At 58.7% G+C, this 15875-nt stretch carries 13 protein-coding genes, 2 tRNA genes and 2 rRNA genes; 5 read left to right on the top strand and 12 right to left on the bottom strand.

All coding sequences use genetic code 11. The annotated features are described in order from the left end of the window. Positions 1 to 77 precede the first annotated feature (77 nt). The 9 genes from MOP44_RS27080 to mtnB form a co-directional block, all read right to left on the bottom strand. A 23S ribosomal RNA gene (locus MOP44_RS27080) occupies positions 78 to 2995 on the bottom strand. A 445-nt stretch (positions 2996 to 3440) separates the two neighbouring features. Beyond that, positions 3441 to 3516, bottom strand: a tRNA-Ala gene (locus MOP44_RS27085). 21 nt (positions 3517 to 3537) lie between these two features. After that, positions 3538 to 3614 (bottom strand) — tRNA-Ile (locus MOP44_RS27090). Between the two features lie 276 nt (positions 3615 to 3890). Beyond that, a 16S ribosomal RNA gene (locus MOP44_RS27095) occupies positions 3891 to 5392 on the bottom strand. The 16S and 23S rRNA genes sit together here with 2 tRNA genes alongside, the layout of an rRNA operon. 877 nt (positions 5393 to 6269) lie before the next feature. After that, a complete protein-coding gene (locus MOP44_RS27100) occupies positions 6270 to 6965 on the bottom strand; it encodes a MarC family protein (RefSeq protein ID WP_260793692.1) in 696 nt (231 codons plus the stop codon). Between the two features lie 8 nt (positions 6966 to 6973). Further along, on the bottom strand, positions 6974 to 7687 hold the full coding sequence (gene mtnC / locus MOP44_RS27105) for an acireductone synthase (protein WP_260793693.1): 714 nt from the start codon (positions 7685 to 7687) through the stop codon (positions 6974 to 6976). A gap of 29 nt (positions 7688 to 7716) precedes the next feature. Next, a complete protein-coding gene (locus MOP44_RS27110) occupies positions 7717 to 8241 on the bottom strand; it encodes a hypothetical protein (protein WP_260793694.1) in 525 nt (174 codons plus the stop codon). Positions 8242 to 8507: 266 nt separating this feature from the next. Further along, complete coding sequence (locus MOP44_RS27115) at positions 8508 to 9089, bottom strand: 1,2-dihydroxy-3-keto-5-methylthiopentene dioxygenase (RefSeq protein WP_260793695.1); 582 nt, start codon at positions 9087 to 9089, stop codon at positions 8508 to 8510. A 25-nt stretch (positions 9090 to 9114) separates the two neighbouring features. Further along, on the bottom strand, positions 9115 to 9741 hold the full coding sequence (gene mtnB, locus MOP44_RS27120; RefSeq protein WP_260793696.1) for a methylthioribulose 1-phosphate dehydratase: 627 nt from the start codon (positions 9739 to 9741) through the stop codon (positions 9115 to 9117). Positions 9742 to 9882: 141 nt separating this feature from the next. Here mtnB and MOP44_RS27125 point away from each other — a divergent pair, with 141 nt between their 5' ends. The 3 genes from MOP44_RS27125 to MOP44_RS27135 all read left to right on the top strand — a co-directional run bounded on the left by MOP44_RS27125 (position 9883) and on the right by MOP44_RS27135 (position 13977). Continuing rightward, positions 9883 to 11733 (top strand): VWA domain-containing protein, encoded by a 1851-nt coding sequence (locus tag MOP44_RS27125; RefSeq protein WP_260793697.1) that lies wholly within the window; start codon positions 9883 to 9885, stop codon positions 11731 to 11733. 20 nt (positions 11734 to 11753) lie between these two features. Beyond that, a complete protein-coding gene (locus MOP44_RS27130; protein ID WP_260793698.1) occupies positions 11754 to 12506 on the top strand; it encodes an RNA methyltransferase in 753 nt (250 codons plus the stop codon). 67 nt (positions 12507 to 12573) lie between these two features. Then, positions 12574 to 13977 carry an energy transducer TonB gene (locus MOP44_RS27135; protein ID WP_260793699.1) on the top strand — a complete coding sequence of 468 codons (1404 nt, stop codon included), beginning with the start codon at positions 12574 to 12576 and terminating at the stop codon, positions 13975 to 13977. Positions 13978 to 14064: 87 nt separating this feature from the next. Here MOP44_RS27135 and MOP44_RS27140 read toward each other — a convergent pair whose 3' ends face one another. Together MOP44_RS27140 and MOP44_RS27145 are read right to left on the bottom strand one after the other, a co-directional pair. Then, positions 14065 to 14424 (bottom strand): VOC family protein, encoded by a 360-nt coding sequence (locus MOP44_RS27140; protein WP_260793700.1) that lies wholly within the window; start codon positions 14422 to 14424, stop codon positions 14065 to 14067. A gap of 14 nt (positions 14425 to 14438) precedes the next feature. Further along, on the bottom strand, positions 14439 to 14609 hold the full coding sequence (locus MOP44_RS27145) for a hypothetical protein (protein WP_260793701.1): 171 nt from the start codon (positions 14607 to 14609) through the stop codon (positions 14439 to 14441). A 101-nt stretch (positions 14610 to 14710) separates the two neighbouring features. On the opposite strand from MOP44_RS27145, the gene MOP44_RS27150 reads away from it, so the two are divergent. Continuing rightward, positions 14711 to 14989: a hypothetical protein gene (locus MOP44_RS27150; protein ID WP_260793702.1), complete on the top strand. Its 279-nt coding sequence runs from the start codon at positions 14711 to 14713 to the stop codon at positions 14987 to 14989. Between the two features lie 12 nt (positions 14990 to 15001). On the opposite strand, the gene MOP44_RS27155 is transcribed toward MOP44_RS27150, so the two are convergent. After that, the gene (locus MOP44_RS27155; protein WP_260793703.1) at positions 15002 to 15301 is read right to left on the bottom strand and encodes a putative quinol monooxygenase; all 300 of its coding nucleotides are present in this window, start codon (positions 15299 to 15301) and stop codon (positions 15002 to 15004) included. A gap of 188 nt (positions 15302 to 15489) precedes the next feature. On the opposite strand from MOP44_RS27155, the gene MOP44_RS27160 reads away from it, so the two are divergent. Continuing rightward, positions 15490 to 15768, top strand: coding sequence for a hypothetical protein (locus MOP44_RS27160; protein ID WP_260793704.1), 279 nt, complete (start codon positions 15490 to 15492; stop codon positions 15766 to 15768). The last annotated feature ends 107 nt before the right edge of the window (positions 15769 to 15875 follow it).

The raw sequence follows: 15875 nt of genomic DNA on the forward strand, positions 1-15875 counted from the left end.
CGCATCGGAAACGAAATTGATTGGTATTTACAAGGCTTGAAGAATGTCCGCGAATATTACTGCGCGGAGTTAATTCTATGGACAAGCCGAACGGGCGATTAGTACTGGTAAGCTGCACGCATCACTGCGCTTCTACCTCCAGCCTATCAACCAGGTGGTCTTCCTGGGCCCTTCAGGGAGATCTCATCTTGGAGCGTGCTTCCCGCTTATATGCATTCAGCGGTTATCACAACCGAACTTCGCTACCCAGCCGTGCCCTTGGCAGGACAACTGGAACACAAGAGGTTCGTTCATCCCGGTCCTCTCGTACTAAGGACAACCCTCCTCAAATCTCCTACGCCCACAGCAGATAGGGACCGAACTGTCTCGCGACGTTCTGAACCCAGCTCACGTACCGCTTTAATAGGCGAACAGCCTAACCCTTGGAACCTTCTACAGCTCCAGGATGCGATGAGCCGACATCGAGGTGCCAAACCATTGCGTCGATATGAACTCTTGGCAATGATCAGCCTGTTATCCCCGGCGTACCTTTTATCCGTTGAGCGATGGCCCTTCCATACAGAACCACCGGATCACTAAGGCCTGCTTTCGCATCTGCTCGACTTGTTGGTCTCACAGTTAACCACTCTTATGCCTTTGCACTCGACGGCTGATTTCCAAACAGCCTGAGAGTAGCTTCGCGCGCCTCCGTTACAATTTAGGAGGCGACCGCCCCAGTCAAACTACCCGCCTAACTATGTCCCTCTCCCGGATCACGGGAGGAGGTTAGAATCACAGCACTCGCAGGATGGTATCTCACCGTTGGCTCCGCCAAGTCCGAGAACCTGGCCTCAAAGCCTCCCATCTATCCTGCGCAGCGAGTACCGTAACTCATAGTTAAGGTGTAGTAAAGGTGCACGGGGTCTTTCCGTCTAGCTGCGGGTAACCGGCATCTTCACCGGTACTACAAGTTCGCCGAGCAACTCGTTAAGACAGTCGTACGATCGTTACGCCATTCGTGCAGGTCGGAACTTACCCGACAAGGAATTTCGCTACCTTAGGACCGTTATAGTTACGGCCGCCGTTCACCGGGGCTTCAATTCAAAGCTTCGCTTGCGCTAACCTCTCCTTTTAACCTTCCGGCACCGGGCAGGCGTCAGCCCCTATACGTCGTTTTCGACTTAGCAGAGACCTGTGTTTTTGTTAAACAGTCGCCGTACGCGCTTCACTGCGGCCCACTTGCGTGGGCGCTCCTTCTCCCGAAGTTACGGAGCCAATTTGCCGAGTTCCTTAACGAGCTTTCACTCGAGCGCCTTTGGATATTCTCCTCGTCTACCTGTGTCGGTTTGGGGTACGGTTCCCTCAATTCTCCTTAGAGGATTTTCTCGGCAGCGTGGAATCAGCATCGTACGCCCCATAAGGGACTGATCAGCACCTCACTGTTAAGAGTCAACGGATTTGCCTATCGACTCCAGCTTACGTGCAGCTACCGCAATAGCCATAGTGCGGCATGCTTATCCTTCTGCGTCTCCCCATCGTCAAACGAATCTTGGGAGGGACGGAATATTAACCGTCTGTCCATCGACTACGCCTTTCGGCCTCGCCTTAGGGACCGCCTAACCCTGAGCGGATTAACCTTCCTCAGGAAACCTTAGACTTTCGGCGCGAAGGGTTCTCACCTTCGTTATCGCTACTTATGCCGGCAGGGTCTCTTCGCAACGCTCCACCAGTCTTCTCAGTCTGGCTTCAACGCTGTTGAGAATGCTCTCCTACCACGCGTACTCAAAAGTACGCATCCGCTGCTTCGGTGTACAGTTTTAGCCCCGTTGTATTGTCGGCACCGGACCGCTTGACCAGTGAGCTATTACGCTTTCTTTAAAGGATGGCTGCTTCTAAGCCAACCTCCTGGCTGTCTGAGCGTTCCGACTTCCTTTCCCACTTAACTGTAACTTGGGGACCTTAGCAGGCGGTCTGGGCTGTTTCCCTCTCGACGATGAGGCTTAGCCCCCACCGTCTGACTCCCGGATATGTTGTCACTGGCATTCGCAGTTTGGTTGGATTCAGTAAGCCGGAAAGCCCCCTAGTCCATCCATCTCTCTACCACCAGTGCAATTCGTCCGAGGCTAGCCCTAAAGCTATTTCGGAGAGAACGAGCTATCACGGAATTTGATTAGCCTTTCACCCCTACCCACAGCTCATCCGAGCTTTTTTCAACAAACACCGGTTCGGTCCTCCAGTGGGTGTTACCCCACCTTCAACCTGGCCATGGGTAGATCATCCCGCTTCGCGTCTATTCCTGCCAACTGATCGCCCTATTAAGACTCGCTTTCGCTGCGGCTCGCTTACGCTTAACCTTGCTGACAAGAATAACTAGCCGGCTCATTATGCAATAGGCACGCGGTCAGACATTCCCTTGCGGGCATAGTCCTCCCACTGCTTGTAGGCACACGGTTTCAGGTACTTTGCACTCCCCTCGACGGGGTTCTTTTCGCCTTTCCCTCACGGTACTGGTTCACTATCGGTCAGAGACTAGTATTTAGCCTTGCGGAATGGTCTCCGCGGATTCAAGCAGGGTTTCACGTGCCCCGCCTTACTCAGGTACCGGCTTCGAGTCTGGAGCACTTTCGTCTACGCGCCTGTCACGCTCTTTGGATCCCCTTTCCAGAGGATTCGACTAATGCCCAGATTGGTAACTCTACTGTTGCCGGCCCTACAACCCCCGAAGCACCGAAATGCTACGGGTTTGGGCTGTTCCGATTTCGCTCGCCACTACTTTCGGAATCGAGGTTTCTTTCTTTTCCTCCAGGTACTGAGATGGTTCACTTCCCTGGGTTCGCTCTATCCTGCCTATGTATTCAGCAGGTAGTTCCCGAGGTTTACTCGGGAGGGTTGCCCCATTCGGAGATCTCCGGTTATAACGCCTGTGTGCGGCTTACCGAAGCTTATCGCAGCTTGCCACGTCCTTCATCGCCTGTCTCTGCCAAGGCATCCACCGTGCGCCCTTAGTAGCTTGACCATAGAATTAACTCCACACAGGGATGCATCACTGCAATCCTGCTGGCATTAACGCCTGTTATTCGCCTGGAACTTCAACCTAAGTTGAAGTTCTCTGAGATACAACTAAACGTTGAATCTCCTAAAGACACTCTTCAATTCGAACACTCGATTAAGCTTTCGCTCAACCTATGTGCTCGGCCTTGTATGTTACGCAATCGGATCTTACGCCCTCACCAGGCGCCTCACGGCGTACCTGTATAGGTATTCCAACTGCGTTACCCAATCAATTTCGTTGTCAAACATCCTAACCGCTTCTCTTTGTCGAGAGCGGCCCAGCCCTGAGGCTGTTGAAACCTGCCCGTATTCGCCTGCGAAGACCTCGCGTAGCGGACGAGCCTGCTTCCAAGATTGCTGTCCGATTTAGATGAATCAGGCAGCGACCTTGATGCAGTGCTGAACGTTATTGGTGGAGCTGATCGGGATCGAACCGATGACCCCCTGCTTGCAAAGCAGGTGCTCTCCCAGCTGAGCTACAGCCCCACAATTGGGAACCTTGCTAGTTGGTGGGCCTGGGTAGATTCGAACTACCGACCTCACCCTTATCAGGGGTGCGCTCTAACCAACTGAGCTACAGGCCCATGGTCGGCCTTGCCGGCCTGGCCGTTTCGCCCCGCCAGAGGAGCCCGGCGGCTCTTCCAATTACGTTCTTAAAAGGGTTTCGGGAACAAGGTTGAACATGCTGAGCGACTACGCCGCCCATGACGATCGTGCGGTCGTTTCAGGCCAAAGAAGGTCTTGACCAGAATTCCGTTTGCTGCCAGGTAAACAGCGCACGGTTTGATGACACTTGACTCGCACTCTCTCGAGTGTCCGCTATCGCGGAAGGAGTCAGCGTGCCACCGTTTCTCTTTTAGAAAGGAGGTGATCCAGCCGCAGGTTCTCCTACGGCTACCTTGTTACGACTTCACCCCAATCATGAATTACACCTTGGACGGCTGCTTCTCTTGCGAGTTAGCTCACCGGCTTCTAGTGCAACCCACTTTCGTGATGTGACGGGCGGTGTGTACAAGGCCCGGGAACGTATTCACCGCGGCGTTCTGATCCGCGATTACTAGCGATTCCAGCTTCATGGAGTCGAGTTGCAGACTCCAATCCGAACTGAGGTCGGCTTTTTCCGATTAGCTCCCCCTCGCGGGTTTGCGACGGTTTGTACCGACCATTGTAGCACGTGTGTAGCCCTGGACATAAAGGCCATGAGGACTTGACGTCATCCCCACCTTCCTCCCCGTTATCCGAGGCGGTTCTGCCAGAGTGCCCAACTAAATGATGGCAACTGGAAGTAAGGGTTGCGCTCGTTGCGGGACTTAACCCAACATCTCACGACACGAGCTGACGACAGCCATGCAGCACCTATATACAGGTCCCTTGCGGGACGCCGATGTTTCCACCGGATTCCTGTACATTTCGAGCCCAGGTAAGGTTCTTCGCGTTGCGTCGAATTAAACCACATGCTCCACCGCTTGTGCGGGCCCCCGTCAATTCCTTTGAGTTTCAGCCTTGCGACCGTACTCCCCAGGCGGACTGCTTAACGCGTTAGCTACGGCACGGCGGGATTGGGTACCCGTCACACCAAGCAGTCATCGTTTAGGGCTAGGACTACCAGGGTATCTAATCCTGTTTGCTCCCCTAGCTTTCGTGCATCAGCGTCAGTTATGGTCCAGTGAGCCGCTTTCGCCACAGGTGTTCCTCCTGATATCTACGCATTTCACCGCTACACCAGGAATTCCACTCACCTCTCCCATACTCAAGCCCGGCAGTTTCCGATGCAGACTATGAGTTGAGCCCATAGATTTCACATCAGACTTACCAAACCGCCTACGCACCCTTTACGCCCAATAATTCCGAACAACGCTCGCCCCCCTCGTATTACCGCGGCTGCTGGCACGAAGTTAGCCGGGGCTTCTTCTCTCGGTACCGTCATTATCGTCCCGATCGAAAGGAGTTTACGTCCCGAAGGACTTCATCCTCCACGCGGCGTTGCTGCGTCAGGGTTTCCCCCATTGCGCAAAATTCCCCACTGCTGCCTCCCGTAGGAGTCTGGACCGTGTTTCAGTTCCAGTGTGTCCGTGCGCCCTCTCAGGCCGGATACCGATCATCGTCTTGGTGGGCCATTACCCCGCCAACTAACTAATCGGCCGCGACCCCCTCCAGAAGCGAATTGCTCCTTTGACCCGTAGGTGTTATGCGGTATTAGCTAAGGTTTCCCTCAGTTATTCCCCACTCCTGGGTAGGTTAGTCACGTGTTACTCACCCGTGCGCCACTTTACTCATGGATTGCTCCACTTTCTCGTTCGACTTGCATGTGTTAGGCACGCCGCCAGCGTTGATTCTGAGCCAGGATCAAACTCTCGTTTGAAACCTGTTGTCCCGCTCACACCCGACGGAGGTCGGTGGAGTCGAGACCGTGCATCCGTCTCTCGACGGTGCACCTTACCTTGTGAGAATGATCAAGCCAAACCTGATCGATCCTCACGACTGGCACGTTCAACCTTATTGTCAAAGATCCTTGAGAACGGTCCGCCTGAGCGGTGTCCTTTTGGATCGAGGCTCAGACTGTGTCGCCTGAGTTGTCCCCGAACTTGTTGCGCACGTTGAGTTTAGCGTTTCACCGCTTGTCTCTACCGTTTAGCGCGACTTTCTTAGACTATCAAGCCGTTAACCTCTTGTCAACCTGCTTGCTTTTGCCTTGAGGCCGCTCAATCACGATGATGGCGTTCGTTCCTCATAGCGGCAGAAGCTCGCTTTTGAACCAGTCAGGCTTGCTCCTATCCAAGAGTCAGCGCAGCGCAAAATATCAATGATCGACCGGCTATTCACCCGCGCCACTGAGGCGCACGAGAGATCAACTCTCGGGTCTTGCGGTGGATTGTTCTCTGAGGGATTTCCTTCAGGGGCCAGGGGCGACTTTCGCCTCTCTCAACCCTACGAACTCTGCTTCCGAACTTGGTCGAACCGACTTTGGTGTCGTTCGCGCTTGGGGCGATCTTCACTGATCACCGGAAGCCCCACTGCCTTGTTTCAACTTTCTGAGATTAGCACAGCGTTCTCAGATTTGCAACCCGCTGCCGTCGTTCGTTGCAGCGCCTTGTTGCGACTTCCTGAGAATAGCAACGGATCAGCCATCGCGCAACCCTTTCTCTTGTGGGAAACAGGGGCTTTTTGTGGGAAAGGCCATGAGCTCCGCGTCCAGCAAGGACTTCAACCTTTTGGGGGCGACGAAATACTCCATTTCACTATTGCCTTTGAATAATACCCAGGTCCGTCAGCCCATTCACAAAGAACTGCATAGCGAGCGCCACCAGCAGCAAGCCCATGATCCTGACCAGGATACGAATGCCTGTCTCGCCCATCACCGCCCTGACCCGCCCGGCTGCAGCCAGCACCCAGTAGCTCACCAGCGCGGTTACGGCGATCGCGCCCAGGATCGCTCCCATCTCCCACTGCCAGAAGTGCGGAACCTGCCCCACCAGCACCATCACCGAGGAGATCGCGCCCGGTCCGGCCAGCATGGGGATCCCCAGCGGCACGATCCCCGCGTCTTCCTTGTGGCTGGCTTCTTCGGTGTCGCCCGAGGCCTCCTGCGTAGGGGAGCGCTTGGCCTCCAGCATGTCCAGGCCGATGAGCAACAGGATCAGCCCGCCCGCTACCTCGAACGCCGGCAGCGTAATTCCGAACATGCGGAAGATGAGTTGCCCGGCAAGAGCAAAGCTGGTGAGCACGATGAAGCAGGTGAGCGCAGCCTTCCGCGCCATGCGCTTGCGCCGCGCCTCATCCGCACTTTCCGTGATGGCGAGGAACGACCCGATCGCCGCAAACGGATCCACCAGGAAGAAGATCGAGCTCAGCGCCAGCACGGAGAAGCGCACCCACGGTGCCGTGCGAAGTTCGTTCAATGCGGTTTCAGCGGGATTGGTCCAGTGCACGATCATTTGGAGTCTCAGGAGGCGTGGAACGATGCAATCGCGCTGTGCCCGTTTGCGGCCTCAACCGGCACATTCCCGGGCCGCATCACCAGCCGCGTCCCGCACCCCGCCTCGCGCGCTGCATCCAGTTCCTTCACCACATCGGAGAAAAACAGCACATCCGCGGGCGCGACCTGCATCGCCTCCGCAATCGCCGCATAGCTGGCGCTCGCCTGCTTTGGCCCCGTCCGTGTGTCGAAGTAGCCGGAGAGCATCGGCGTCAGATCGCCGTGGTTCGAGTGGCGGAAGAACAGCACCTGTGCCTCCGCCGATCCCGACGAGTAGATCGCCACCCGCCCCTCCCGCGACCAGCGCGCAAAGGCCTCCGGCACATCATCGAAGATTTCGCTCCGCAACTCGCCGCGTTCGTAGCCCGCCTTCCAGATCTTCCCCTGCAGGCTCTTCAACGCCGTCGACTTGCGGTCCTGGTTCATCAACCACGACAAGTAGTAGAACGCATGCATCTCGTCGCTGATCTCGATCCCCAGCGTAGGACACCCCTCCGCCGTCTCGGCCCGATTCTCCTCCGCCAGAAGCCTCAAGTCGTCCTGAACCGCCCGATCCTTGGCGTTGACATGGAGAAAACGTGCGAAGTGCCTGCGCGCATACGGAAACAGCGTTTCGGTCACAAACGAAACCGGCGCAACCGTGCCCTCAACATCCAGCAGATAAAGCTTCGGTGCGCTCATACGCTTTGATCCTTCCCATCCCGCATCGGCTATGGATTCATCTGCTTCGGAACGTCCTCAATCGTTGAGGTGTGTTGCGGCGTCAGTCCCGTCTTGGCAATCAGCATTTGCAGCACATCATCAGGAACGTTGGAGCCGCCATCCCCAACCTGATTCCCCCTAAGCCGGCGTCCATCCGCAAAATCGACAATCACGTCCCTTTCCGCTCGAAAGCTGCCATCTCGCAACCTGTATCCGTCCACTATCGTCAGCCGCCTTGCCTCATTCATCGGGAACGTCTCTGAGCGCAGAGAGCCAAAGTGGCCCACTCGAATCTCCGAGTCCGTGATGGTGAAATGAATTGGGATTGCGAGCAGCGTGAAGAAGCCGATGGGAGCAACAAGCAAGAGGCTGGTCCACTTCATGAAGACGTACGAATTCAAGCCGCCCTTGCTGTCCGCATCGTCCTCAATCGCGTCGGCTTCCTCCCATCGGCCAAGCCTGCGCAAATACCACACAGCCAGCGGCCAGGGAACGGCAAGCGCCGCGAATAATGGGAAAAAGCACCAGAACACCTGAGGAGCATACACGGTCAGTGCCGATGGCCCATCCAGAGTTGCCCACCAGCGGTTTGCGCCTCTGAGAACAAAGAATGAAAGGGCAAGCAAAATTCCGACGCCCCACATCGCGGCTCCGACCACGCCAGTTGGTAAAGGCTCGGAAATCTGCGAATCGCTGTAAGGGCGCGCCGCCGCGCGAAATCTCGCCGGTATCCTTCGGGCCAAAAGGCCGAGCAAAAGCGAAGCCACAACCCCGACAAGAAACCGAATGATCCAATCGCTCATGCGCCCAACGACTTCGCGAAGGGATTTTCCACACGCGCGCCCATATACACCGGCCCGAAACACAGCGGCTGATATCCGCGATCCACGCCTGAATCCGTGTAGTGCGGCGTCCATCCCGCAGTGTCCTGGAACCACCGGATCGCGCGAATTCGCCGGTCTTCGCACAAGGTGAACCAGTGCGTGATTCCGCGCGGCACGCGCAGCATATCGCCGGGACCAACTTCAACCGAAGCCACCCGCCCGCCAATGTGCAGAAAGAAAATGCCGCGCCCCACCAGGATGAACCGCACCTCGTCCTCGTCGTGCGTGTGCTCCTTGTCAAACTTCGCCAGCATCGCGTCGAGGTTCGGCGTCTCCGGATTCACGTCGATCACATCGGCCGTCACGTAGCCGCCGCGCTGCTTCATCGCGGCAATCTCATCGGCATACGCAGTCAGCACCTCACCAGCAGAGCAGTCCGCCGGCACGCGGTCCAGGCTCCAGCGCTCGTAGTCGATGCCCATTTCGCCAAGCGCCGCGCGAATCTCCGGCTCGCCATCAATCCGTGTGTCCGTATCGGGAAAGCGCAGAACAGCCAAACCAACCTCCAGAACTCCCTGCTCCCTATTCCCTACTCCCTTGCATTCTCCGGCACTCCACCTCGAACAGAAACTCCAGCGCCTCCAGATGCCGCCGCGCCTCGGCCACCGATGTGCCCCAAGTATAGAGCCCATGCGCGCTCAACAGAACTCCGTGGGTTTCAGGATTGCGCTCGAGCGCCTCCTCCAATTCCCGCGCCAGCATGCTGTAGTCCTGCGAATTCGCGATCACTGGAACACGCTCGGCATGCGCGTGGCTATCTACGCCTGACAACGCCTTCAGCAGTTCATACCCGGCAATCTCCACGTGTCCCGCGTCCACCGACCGCGCGGAGAGAAGCGTATTCCAGATGGTGTGCACGTGTGCGATAGCACGCATCTTCGGCCGCATGCGGTAGGCAACTACGTGCAGCCCCGATTCCGCCGATGGCTTGCCCAACCCGCTGATCACGCGGCCCTGTGCATCCAGTTCCAGCAGATCGGCAGGCGTCATCCTGCCTTTGTCGAGCCCGCTGCATGAGATGTAGATGTGTCCGTTTGCCGGATCGCGCACGCTGAAGTTGCCGCTGGTGGCTGGCACCCATCCGCGCGCCGCTGCCCAGTGCGCCAGCTGGCACAGCGCATCAACCTGCTCCGCGACTCGTACGTTCATCGCCTGGGGAAGCATAGGTCTATGCAGTGTACCAATAACTTTGCCGCGCATTTCAGCCTGTTCGACATAACCCGCCGCAGCGTAAGCTGGTCTATCTCACAGCCGACTCTCGTTCCGGCCGCCCAGTATTTCAGGAGACCCATGCGCCCGTTCCTTACTCTATTCTCCGTCGCCCTTCTCTCACTCCCCAGCGCATTTGCCCAGTCTCCCCCGCAGGCCCAGCCTGAGACGCCGACCTTCCAGATGAGCGCCCGCGACGTCATCGTCGACGTAGTTGTGACCAACGACAAGGGCGAGCCCGTCAAGGGGCTCAAGGCGTCGGACTTCCAGGTGCTGGAGGATGGCAAGCCGCAGAAGGTCGACTTCTTCGAAGGGCATAACGCCAAAGCTCTTCCGCCCGGCGCCCTTGCTCCGCTGCCCCAGATGCCGCCCAACGTCTACACCAATGTTCCGCCGGCCCCGCCGTCTGACGCCGTCAATGTGCTGATGCTCGACATGCTCAATACCCCGGAGCAGAACTTCGCTTATTCCCGCGAGCAGCTCATGGAGTTCCTCAAGAACGTGAAGCCCGGCACCCGCATGGCCATCGTCACGCTTGCGGACAAGGTCAACATCGTTACCGGCTTCACCGCCGACGTTTCTACCCTCCTCGCCGCGCTCTCCGACGCCAAAAAGGGCCAGCAGGGCCAGGTCAGCCAGTCGCTCGTCACCCGGTCCGATGAAGCAGCACAGAATTCCAGTATCGCCTTCCAGCGGTCGTCGAACGTGGGTCAGTCCACCGCCAGCATTCAGGCTCTTCAATCCGCATATCAGACCCAGAGCGATTTCGCCCAGCGCAACCGCACGCTCATGACGCTTGAGGCCCTCCGCCATCTGGCCAAGTTCCTGGGCAATGTGCCGGGCCGCAAAAACCTGCTCTGGTTCTCTTCGGATTTCCCCGTCTCCCTTCTTCCCAACCTCAGCGAACGCGGCGCCAACGATTACAACCTGATACCCAACTCCATAGTCCGCAAAACCGCTGACGAACTCACCGCCGCGCGCGTCGCCGTCTATCCCATCCAGGCACAAGGCATTATGAATGACTCATGGTTCCTGGCCGACAGCGGAGGCGCAGGAAACACCCCCACCTACACCGGCTCCGCAGGCGCTCCCAATCTCGCCAACGCCAATAACGCCATCGTCGGCGACACGCTCAGGTCCGACGCCAGTGCGCGCGCCAACATCCTTGCTGAAATGAATCAGCTGGCTGCTGACACCGGCGGCAAGGCCTTCTACAACAACAACGATCTCTCCACGGCCACAGCTCGCGCCATCGCCGACGGCTCCGATTACTACGCACTCACTTATTCGCCTTCAAACCAAAAACTCGACGGCAAGTATCGCAAGATCGACATCCGCCTCCCTGACACCAAGTACCACCTCTCGTGGCGTCGCGGCTACAACGCTGACCCCATCACGGTCGGCGCGGCGGCAAAGGCTGAGGCCGATCCGCTGCACCCCCTCATGCTTCTCGGCACTCCCAACTCCACCGAGATTCTCTATGGCCTCCGCGTTTTGCCCGCGGCCCAGCAGCCCGCACCGAACGCCGCCATTGCGGGCCACAATTCGAAGCTCAAGGGCCCGGTGCGCCGGCTCAGCGTCGACTTCATGATCCGCTGGACCGACATCAACCTCACTCCCGGCCCCAATGACTCCCACGGCGGCCGGGTCCAGGTCGAGCTTCTCGCCTATTCCTCCGATGGCCAGGCGCTCAACTGGAACGGAGGCACAGAGGTGATGCAGATGGCTCCTCAGACCTACGCCGCCGTCCAGAAGTCCGGGATCCCCGCGCACATCGAAATCGACGTGCCCCAGGACCAGCCCGTCATCCTCTCCTCAGGTGTCTACGACCTGAGCACGGGCAAAGTCGGAACGCTGCAAATCCCGCTGCAACCGGGCACTGCGCACGCAGCGGCTTCTGCGCCTGCAGTTCCTGGTGCGACGAAGCCGTAACACGGCACTAAAATCGGTATTTGCTCACGCTGGAACAACGCGACCGCATGGACGTCGTCCTCGTCTCGCCGCGCAACCCGCTCAACATCGGGGCGGTGGCGCGCGCCATGGCCAACTTCGGCTTTGAGCACCTCGCTGTTGCCGCGGCTTTCGATCCGCATTGGCGCGAGGCCAAATCCGCAGTTGGCGCGCCTGATCTGCTTCAAAACGCAAAGAGCACGGAACACCTGGCTGATGCCGTCGCGCATTGCACACTCGTTGCCGGAACCGGCACGCTCACGCATCGCAAGCCCGAGCAGCCTATCGTCTCGCTGCCCGGTCTCGGCCCGCTGATCGAGCGGGAAATGGCGAGAGGCGGCCGCGCGGCACTCGTCTTCGGACCGGAGAAGCACGGCCTCACGCGCGACGATCTCTCCTTCTGCAACGTGCTGGTCGAGATCCCCACCGATCCGCGCCAGCCCTCCATGAATCTTGGCCAGGCCGCCGCAGTCTGCCTCTACGAACTCGCCTGCCGGCCAACTCAGCCGAGCCGCGACGCCGGAACAGAATCGCTTGCGGCTAATTCAGGCCAGCTCGACCGCCTCGCCTTCCTGATCGAAGAGGCCATGACCGCGGCGGACTACTCGCCCAAGATCATGCAGGAGGCAAACCGCCACGACCTGCGCGTGCTGCTGCGCCGCCTTGGCCCCTCCGCGCACGACACGCGCCGCATCATGGGCCTGTTCCGCCGGATTCTATGGCGCATGGCGCGCGACTCGAAGCACAAATCCTGATCGCCGGACCCGCTGGCAATCCATGCATCCGCATCTAATTCCTGATAGAGTTGCCCTCGCAAAAACTATGAAGACCAGACGCCCTCTTACTCCCTCAATCTGCCGTTCTGTTCTTGTCGTCGCCGCCTCGCTTGCCGCTGCCTCCATTGCAGCTCAGCAGACGAAGCCAACCGATTCGCAGCCGGCCGTTCAGCAACAAGCCGGACCTGCGCTGTTGCCCGCACCTTCGGCCGCGCCGAGAGCCTCAGCGCCAAGCCCCTTCGTCCTCACCTCAATCGAGCAAGGTAAGGACGCCCGCGCCGTCACTGAAAGCGAACTGCGCCAGCAACTGCTGGGCAAGACCTTCTACTTGCGCACCGGCTATCTCGACAACATGCTGCACTTCGATGAGAAGGGCAAGCTCGACGGCAGCTCCCCGAGAGCTCCTTATACGCTCAGCCTCGTCGAAATCACGCATGTGCGCCTAGAGAAGCACAAGCTGGAAGTCGAGGGCGTGCGCTATGGTCTGCACTTCCTGGGCTCTTCAGCTACAGAAGACCAGACCGCGGCAGTCGACAAGGTTCGGCTCACCACCAGGAAGAAGCCGCTTGTTATCACCATCGACCGCGAAGAAGTAACCAAGCCCAAAAAGGAAAAAGAGAAGAAGGAGAAGCACCACGGGCCGCAATCGGCCAATCAACCAGCTCAGGCGCAAACCGTGGCGCCTGCCCCGGCTGCCGCGCCTGAAGAGGAAGCCGAACGCCATCGCCCCATGACCGATTCAGAGGCTGCTTCAAACCGCGAACTGGCCCAGGCGCTCGATACCGTGTTCGCGACGGGCATCGACGATCGCTTGATCGCTACGCTCCCCGATTACTGGAAGCTGTTCTACCTGTCCACAGCCGAGCATCGCGCGTACAGGCCCGCCGAGGCGAACGTCCTGCGTCAGGGCAATGTTGATCAGAAAGCGAAGCTCATCTCGGCCATCGACCCGCCTTCCAACGAGTTCGCCCAGAAGAACGGCGTCGCGGGTATGGCCATGTATCACGTCGTGGTGGGCACGGACGGCAAAGCGCGCGAGATTGCCGTCGGCCGACCAATCGGCTTCGGTCTGGACGAGAATGCCGTCAAGTCCATTCAGCAGGCCAAATTCGAGCCAGCGATGAAGGGCGGCCAGCCCGTTCCCGTAATGCTCGATCTGCTCGTGCAGTTCCGCATCTATTCCAAGCTCACCGCGGAGCCGTCGACCACGGCGGCTGCTACGTCTCAACCAAGCGCGCCCATCCTGCCAGGCCCCTACACGGCAAATGCCCCGAAACCGCAACCCGCTGCTGAGGGAGCGCCCGCGGCCGCACCATCCGACACCGGCCAGCAGCAGTCTCCCGCTCCATCCGAAACAGCGCCAGCACCCGCTCCCGCGCCAGATGCAACTAAGCAACACCCGGCTCAACAGCAGCCAGAGCAACAGCCTCCAGTTCCGCAGCCGCAATAGGAGAAAAGGGGGCAGAGAAGCTAGTAGCACATTTGCGCCAAGAGCCTTTTCTGTTCCCTATTCGCTCGGAGCAGGCTCCGCCTGCTCCTACAGCGGCTGCCACAACTCCACGCGATTGCCTTCAGGATCCCAGATCCACGCAAACCGCCCATACGACTCATCCTGGCGCTTCGGATCGATCCGCACCTCGGCGGTCGCAAGCTGCTTCAGCAGCCCATCCAGATCGTCCACTCGGAAATTCAGCATGAACTGCTGCGGCCCTTCGCCAAAGTACTTGGTCGTCTCGGGAAAATGCGAAAACATCGTCATCCCGGTCGATTCCGGCCCGTCAAAACTCAGCCCGTAGCCCGAATTCGTAATCCCCAGATGCTGCGCATACCAGGCCGCCAGCGCCTTCGGATCGCGCGCCTTCAAGAAAACTCCACCAAATCCCACTGCTTTAGCCATCGAGCCCTTTCTCCTCACTCTTCCTGCCGCAGTACTTCGTCCAGTTTCGGTTTGTGTTTAGCCTGGCGGCCTGTGCGCGGCTTCTCGTCAATCGCACGCACGGGTTTCGGCTGCCCCACGCGCTCCCGCGCGTTCGCCTTCACCGCCTTCGCCGCTGAAAACTTCTCTTGCTTCTTCTTCGCCACTGGTCTTCCTATCTTGCCATTCCTAACCGCAAGGTCGAGTATGGAATAGAACTCGACGCGCGGGAAAATCCCGCCGGCGGTTCGCTGGAGAGTACGGGACCATGGAAGAGCGCGATTTCTTTACCGAAACAACGGAGCAGCGCACCCACACCCTCACCTGCCCTAAGTGCGGCCAAAGCGGGGAGTACAAGGTCACCTGGGTCGTTCGCCGCAAGCGCCCTCAACTGCCGCGCCATGCCGACGAACGGGACCGCGCCAAGTTTGCCAAAGCTCAGTCCTACATGGTGCGCCGCGACGATAAGCTCGGCTGCGCCAATATACGCTGCCGCAAGCCCTTCGAGATCACCAGCCTCCAGTCCCTCGCTTTCCTCCAGGACTGACCGCCGGCCAATTCAGATCGCACGCGGCTCATCAACCTCGTAGGCACGAAGCTCGCGGTCCCAAATACCCAGCTCTGCCCACGCGGCACGCCACTGCATCAGGTGGGCGGACACAAAGTGCCGATCCAGCGCTTCCCGATCTCTCCACAGCTCTTTCACATGAATCAGCCCGGCATCCAGCACATCCTCCGCATACGAGTATTCCTCGCACCCGTCCTCCGCCCGGCTACCTTCAACCATCCTCTTCATGGCTGGACGCGCATCCGCAAGCGTGCCCGGCGACAGCCGTATCGTTCCAACAATCAGCAACATACAACCAGAATACGCAACCGCGTCCGACATCGGCCGCCCCCTCACCGGATAGTGGATAACTCACTGGCGCACCTCCGCCCGCATATGATTGAATCGGAAATGTAAGCGGCTGCCACCCAACCCGCCGATCCCCGGCCGGTTCCCTGCAACTTCAGAGGTCCTGAGCGGCTCGCAAGGAGAACGAAATCATGCCGAATTCCCTGCTTCCCCCGGAAGAGCGCAACCTGACTCCCGATCAGGTGGAGGCCCTCGACAAGCGCCGCGAGCTCGGACACACGTTCCTCGTCATCGCCGGCCAGTTCGCCACCATCGCCACAGTGCTGCTCCTGTGGGTCGGCCAGGATCTGGCCTACTCGCCTGGCTGGAAGCACCCCATGGCCTACTACTTCGCCCTCGCCTGCGTCCTTATTGCGGGCTTTGGCATCACCGGCTTGGCCCTCCGCAGCGGCACCCCCCGCCTCGACTAAGTTCCTCTACCCCTTCCCTTTTGCCATCCAACCGAGCCGCCCCAGCACGTTACGGGCAGCCGGTTGGACTCCCTTTTCCGGCAAGGTTGTCCTTCCTAATACCGGTC

Origin of the sequence: Occallatibacter riparius (assembly GCF_025264625.1) — a bacterium.
Classification (GTDB): domain Bacteria; phylum Acidobacteriota; class Terriglobia; order Terriglobales; family Acidobacteriaceae; genus Telmatobacter; species Telmatobacter riparius.

What these genes read in the sequence shown, in the direction of transcription:
- MOP44_RS27100 (WP_260793692.1), bottom strand. Translation starts at nt 6,965, where the DNA reads ATGATCGTGCACTGGACCAATCCCGCTGAAACCGCATTGAACGAACTT.
- mtnC (WP_260793693.1), bottom strand. Translation starts at nt 7,687, where the DNA reads ATGAGCGCACCGAAGCTTTATCTGCTGGATGTTGAGGGCACGGTTGCG.
- mtnB (WP_260793696.1), bottom strand. Translation starts at nt 9,741, where the DNA reads ATGAACGTACGAGTCGCGGAGCAGGTTGATGCGCTGTGCCAGCTGGCG.
- MOP44_RS27125 (WP_260793697.1), top strand. Translation starts at nt 9,883, where the DNA reads ATGCGCCCGTTCCTTACTCTATTCTCCGTCGCCCTTCTCTCACTCCCC.
- MOP44_RS27135 (WP_260793699.1), top strand. Translation starts at nt 12,574, where the DNA reads ATGAAGACCAGACGCCCTCTTACTCCCTCAATCTGCCGTTCTGTTCTT.
- MOP44_RS27140 (WP_260793700.1), bottom strand. Translation starts at nt 14,424, where the DNA reads ATGGCTAAAGCAGTGGGATTTGGTGGAGTTTTCTTGAAGGCGCGCGAT.
- MOP44_RS27150 (WP_260793702.1), top strand. Translation starts at nt 14,711, where the DNA reads ATGGAAGAGCGCGATTTCTTTACCGAAACAACGGAGCAGCGCACCCAC.
- MOP44_RS27155 (WP_260793703.1), bottom strand. Translation starts at nt 15,301, where the DNA reads ATGTTGCTGATTGTTGGAACGATACGGCTGTCGCCGGGCACGCTTGCG.
- MOP44_RS27160 (WP_260793704.1), top strand. Translation starts at nt 15,490, where the DNA reads ATGCCGAATTCCCTGCTTCCCCCGGAAGAGCGCAACCTGACTCCCGAT.